The organism is Flavobacterium sp. (genome assembly GCF_035760125.1).
Classification (GTDB): domain Bacteria; phylum Bacteroidota; class Bacteroidia; order Flavobacteriales; family Flavobacteriaceae; genus Flavobacterium.
This window is the reverse complement of sequence record NZ_DASTTN010000456.1, coordinates 1-4,098: the sequence shown is the minus strand read 5'-3', so window position 1 is coordinate 4,098 and position 4,098 is coordinate 1. Positions and strand designations below refer to the sequence as shown.

Sequence of the window (4,098 nt, the reverse complement as noted above, 5' to 3'; positions counted from 1 at the left end):
TACCGAGAAAACTGCTTCCTCACCTCCAATTGCTTTGATGTAATTCTCAAGTATGTTTTTGGCAGTGATTCCTGTTGGAATTTCTTTATTTAAAATCGGTTTTTCCAACGGATTTCCATATTTGTCAAAATAAAACATCGGAATTTTAAGTTTTTCCAATCCTGGAGCAACCTCAGATCCTTTGCCTGCAATTACAATTCGCATATTGTCGATTAGGAAATATTTGTTGGCTACGCGCAATATGTCATCAGCAGTTACTGCGTTGATAATTTGGATGTATTTTTCGTAAAAATCAGATGGAAGTTTTTCCGTTTCTATGCTTAATGCGTATCGAGCAACGGCTTGTGGTTTTTCTACCTGCATCACAAATCTTCCAATGTAACCTGCTTTTACAGTTGAAAGTACTTCTTCTGTAACCTTCTCGGTGCGAATTCGTTTTATTTCTTTTATAAATTCCACTACGGCACTATCGGTAACTGCGTTTCTTACTGCAGATTTAGCGAAAAATTTGGAAGTGTATTTTCCCGCACCTATGCTGGATCTAGCGCCATAAGTCCAAGCGTGTTCTTCGCGTAAATTCATATTCAAATAACTGTTGAAATCTCCTCCCAGAATTTGATTGGCAATTACTACGGGGAAAAAATCAGGATCTCCCATTTTTAAATTTACGGTGTTCACTAATGTAATTTCAGACTGAACGGCATTAGGTACGTCTACTAAGTTGATTTGTAGATTTGATACATTTACAGGAATGTTATACGTTGTTTTTGGTGTGTGTTTTTTCTCCCAAGCGCCAAATAATTTTTCTACAACTACTTTTACATTTTCGTATTTAACGTCGCCAACAATCACTAAGTATGCATTTTCTGGAACGAAGTAGGTTTTGTAATTTGTCTCTACATCAGCAAGAGTTATGTTGTTTAAGGTTTCTTCAGTCATAAATTCACCGGAAGGATGGTTCTTTCCAAAAGCTAAAACATCTACAACGCGACTGGCAATTGCGGGAACGCTTTTTTCTTCAGCTTTCATTCCTTCAATTAATTTGGCTTTTTCTTTGTCAAAATCCTCTTGTGTAAAATTTGGATGTAAGACGCCTTCTGCCATTAGTTCCAAAATTCTTCCGCTGTATTTGGAAAGTGAATTTGCGGTAGCTCCGTGAGAACTGAAATTGATGTCTACTCCCCAAAAGTCAATTTCTTCATTGAAAGCGGTTTTTGGCGTTATTTTACTGCCGTTACCAATCAGGTTGCCGGTTAATTCATCGACTCCTTTTTTGTTGCCTTCGGCAAAAGGGGCATTGTCTAAAGTTAGATTGAAGGATACTTTTGGTAATTTATGATTTTCTACAACCAATACTTTCATGCCATTGTTCAAAACAAAGGTTTGTGGTTTTTTGATATTGATTATAGGTGATTTTCCGGGTTTGGGTTGCGTGCGATCTTTTGCTTGCATAATTCCTGTTAATGATGAAAAGGATGAATACTGTACTTGTTTTCTTTATGATATCGGTTTCTTTAATTTAGAGGTTTTGCCGGTATATAATCTAAAAGTAAGCGTTGATTTGGATTTAAGTATTTGTTGGCAACCGCTCTTATTTCCTCTCGTGTGATAGAATGGTACAGTTCGATTTCTGTATTGATTAGGTTGATATCTTTGTATAATAGATAATAAGATGCTAGATTATTAGCTATTCCTTCTATAGTTGCATTTGTATTTACGAAAGTGTTGTCAAATTTGTTTTGCAGCTTTTCATAATCTTTTTCAGAAATCAAATCGGTTTGAATTTTTAGAATCTCTTCGTCAATTTCTTTGAGTATGTTTGTGGTTGTGAAGTTAGCCATAGGTAGTCCGTATATTATGTACATGCCATAATCTTCTTGACTGAAACCAACAGCTCCAATTTGTAGCGCCATTTTTTTATCGTCTACCACTTTTTTGTATAATTTGGAGCTTTTGCCGTCACTTAGATAAGATGAAATTAAGTCCAATACTCTGGCGTCTCTGCTTTTCATTGATGGAGTACGGTAACTTGCTACCAACATCGGGATTTGAATGTTTGGGTCTTCGTAAGTGGCTTTAATGGTTCGTGTTATCGGTTCTTCTAAGAAGGTTTTTTTAGGAACAACTTCTCCTTTCGGAATTGGACCAAAATATTTTTGAATCCATTCTTTGGTTTGTTTTTTTTCAAAATCTCCTGCCACTACCAAAACGGCATTATTAGGTAAATAAAATTTTTTGTTGAATGCTTGAAATTCTTCTAGTGTTGCAGCGTCTATATGTTCCATGGATCCGATGGTTGTCCAACGATAGGGATGGTTTTTGAACATATTTTCTTTTACCGCTGCCAGTATGTTTCCGTATGGTCTGTTGTCGTAGCTGGTTCTTTTTTCTTCTTTTACGACTTCGTTTTGGGTATCAACCCCAATTTTGTTGATTATCGGGTGCATTAACCTTTCGGATTCCATCCAAAGTCCCAGTTCTAAATTGTTTGACGGGAATATTTCATAATAATAGGTTCTGTCATCGGTAGTGTTGGCGTTATTTGTTCCTCCATTTGAAGTTACAATTTTAAACCATTCACCTCTCTTGATATTTTTGGTTCCCTCAAATAATAAATGTTCGAAAAAGTGAGCGAAACCAGTTCGGTCTGAATTTTCGTCTTTGGCGCCTACGTGGTACATGACAGAAGTAATTACAACAGGAGCTGAATCATCATGATGTAAAATAACATGTAGGCCGTTATCTAAATCGTATTCTTCGAAAACTACTTTTTGAGCTGAAGCAACTCCTCCTAACGTTAATACGGCACTTGACATCATTATTTATTTTTAATGGTAATTGTTTTGTTATTTTGTTAAAGCAAAAATACCCTTTTTTATCCTGTGGAAAGTAAGTAAATTCATCATTGGGAATATATTAACGATATTTTATTTTGTAAGGATAACTGTTTCAAAAATAGGGTAGGATAATTGTAGAAAATACTATGAAATATTTTTTCAGTAAAGGATTGCAGGGTAAATATTTAATTGTATATTTGCAACCTTAAAAATTATTAAAACAATTCAGTATGTATGCAATCGTAGAGATAGCAGGGCAACAGTTTAAAGTAAGCAAAGACCTAAAGGTTTACGTTCACCGTTTGGCAAATGAAGAAGGATCAAAAGTTTCTTTTGATAAAGTTTATTTGGTAGACGATAACGGTTCAATCACAATAGGCGCCCCAGCTATAGAAGGTGCTTCAGTAGAAGCTAAAGTGTTACAACACTTAAAAGGAGATAAAGTTATCGTTTTCAAAAAGAAAAGAAGAAAAGGATACAAAAAAAGAAATGGTCACAGACAATATCTTTCTCAAATTGTAATTGAAGGTATTACTGTTGGAGGAGCTCCTAAAAAAGCAGCTTCTAAAAAAGTAGCAGTTGAAGCAACTACAGAAGAAGCGCCAGCTCCTAAAGTAAAAAAAGCTCCTAAAGCTAAAAAAGAAGATACACAAGAATAATAACAAAATAAACTAATACGTCATGGCTCACAAGAAAGGTGTCGGTAGTTCCAAGAATGGTAGAGAATCAGAATCAAAACGTTTAGGTGTTAAGATTTTTGGTGGACAAGCTGCTATTGCAGGGAACATCATCGTAAGACAAAGAGGTTCAAAACATAATCCAGGTGAAAACGTTTACATCAGTAAAGATCACACTTTACATGCTAAAGTTGATGGAGTTGTTAAGTTCCAAAAGAAAAGAGATAACAAATCATACGTTTCTATCCTTCCATTCGAAGCATAATCTGTACGACTTATATTATTACAAAACCCGTTTCGCTAGAAGCGGGTTTTTTGTTTATCATACAAATCACACAGTGTACTTACCTAACCGAAAATCAAGTTAAGCTTTATATTTATTTAACTTAAAAGCATAAAAAAACCGCAGCTTTATTTTGGCTGCAGTTTTATAATTAACCTTGGCGTTATATACAGATTCCACATCTGCTTTACTTAGGCGTTATTAAAATTTTAATTCTTTTGCCTTCTCAGGATCCTCTTTGTGTTTTTTTAAATCAAAAGTAGTTTGAAAAACTTTATCCCAAAAAGTATTACTCACACCA

4 protein-coding genes are annotated in these 4,098 nt (G+C 34.9%); 2 read left to right on the top strand and 2 right to left on the bottom strand.

Annotation, left to right across the window (positions count from 1 at the left end):
• Together VFS71_RS16195 and VFS71_RS16190 are read right to left on the bottom strand one after the other, a co-directional pair.
• A partial coding sequence (locus VFS71_RS16195) for a pitrilysin family protein (RefSeq protein ID WP_326402577.1) occupies positions 1 to 1,452 on the bottom strand: 1,452 nt, incomplete at its 3' end.
• Between the two features lie 62 nt (positions 1,453 to 1,514).
• Complete coding sequence (locus tag VFS71_RS16190; protein WP_326402578.1) at positions 1,515 to 2,816, bottom strand: pitrilysin family protein; 1,302 nt, start codon at positions 2,814 to 2,816, stop codon at positions 1,515 to 1,517.
• A 251-nt stretch (positions 2,817 to 3,067) separates the two neighbouring features.
• On the opposite strand from VFS71_RS16190, the gene rplU reads away from it, so the two are divergent.
• On the top strand, positions 3,068 to 3,496 hold the full coding sequence (gene rplU / locus VFS71_RS16185; protein WP_326402576.1) for a 50S ribosomal protein L21: 429 nt from the start codon (positions 3,068 to 3,070) through the stop codon (positions 3,494 to 3,496).
• A gap of 22 nt (positions 3,497 to 3,518) precedes the next feature.
• Complete coding sequence (gene rpmA / locus VFS71_RS16180; protein WP_025539465.1) at positions 3,519 to 3,779, top strand: 50S ribosomal protein L27; 261 nt, start codon at positions 3,519 to 3,521, stop codon at positions 3,777 to 3,779.
• The last annotated feature ends 319 nt before the right edge of the window (positions 3,780 to 4,098 follow it).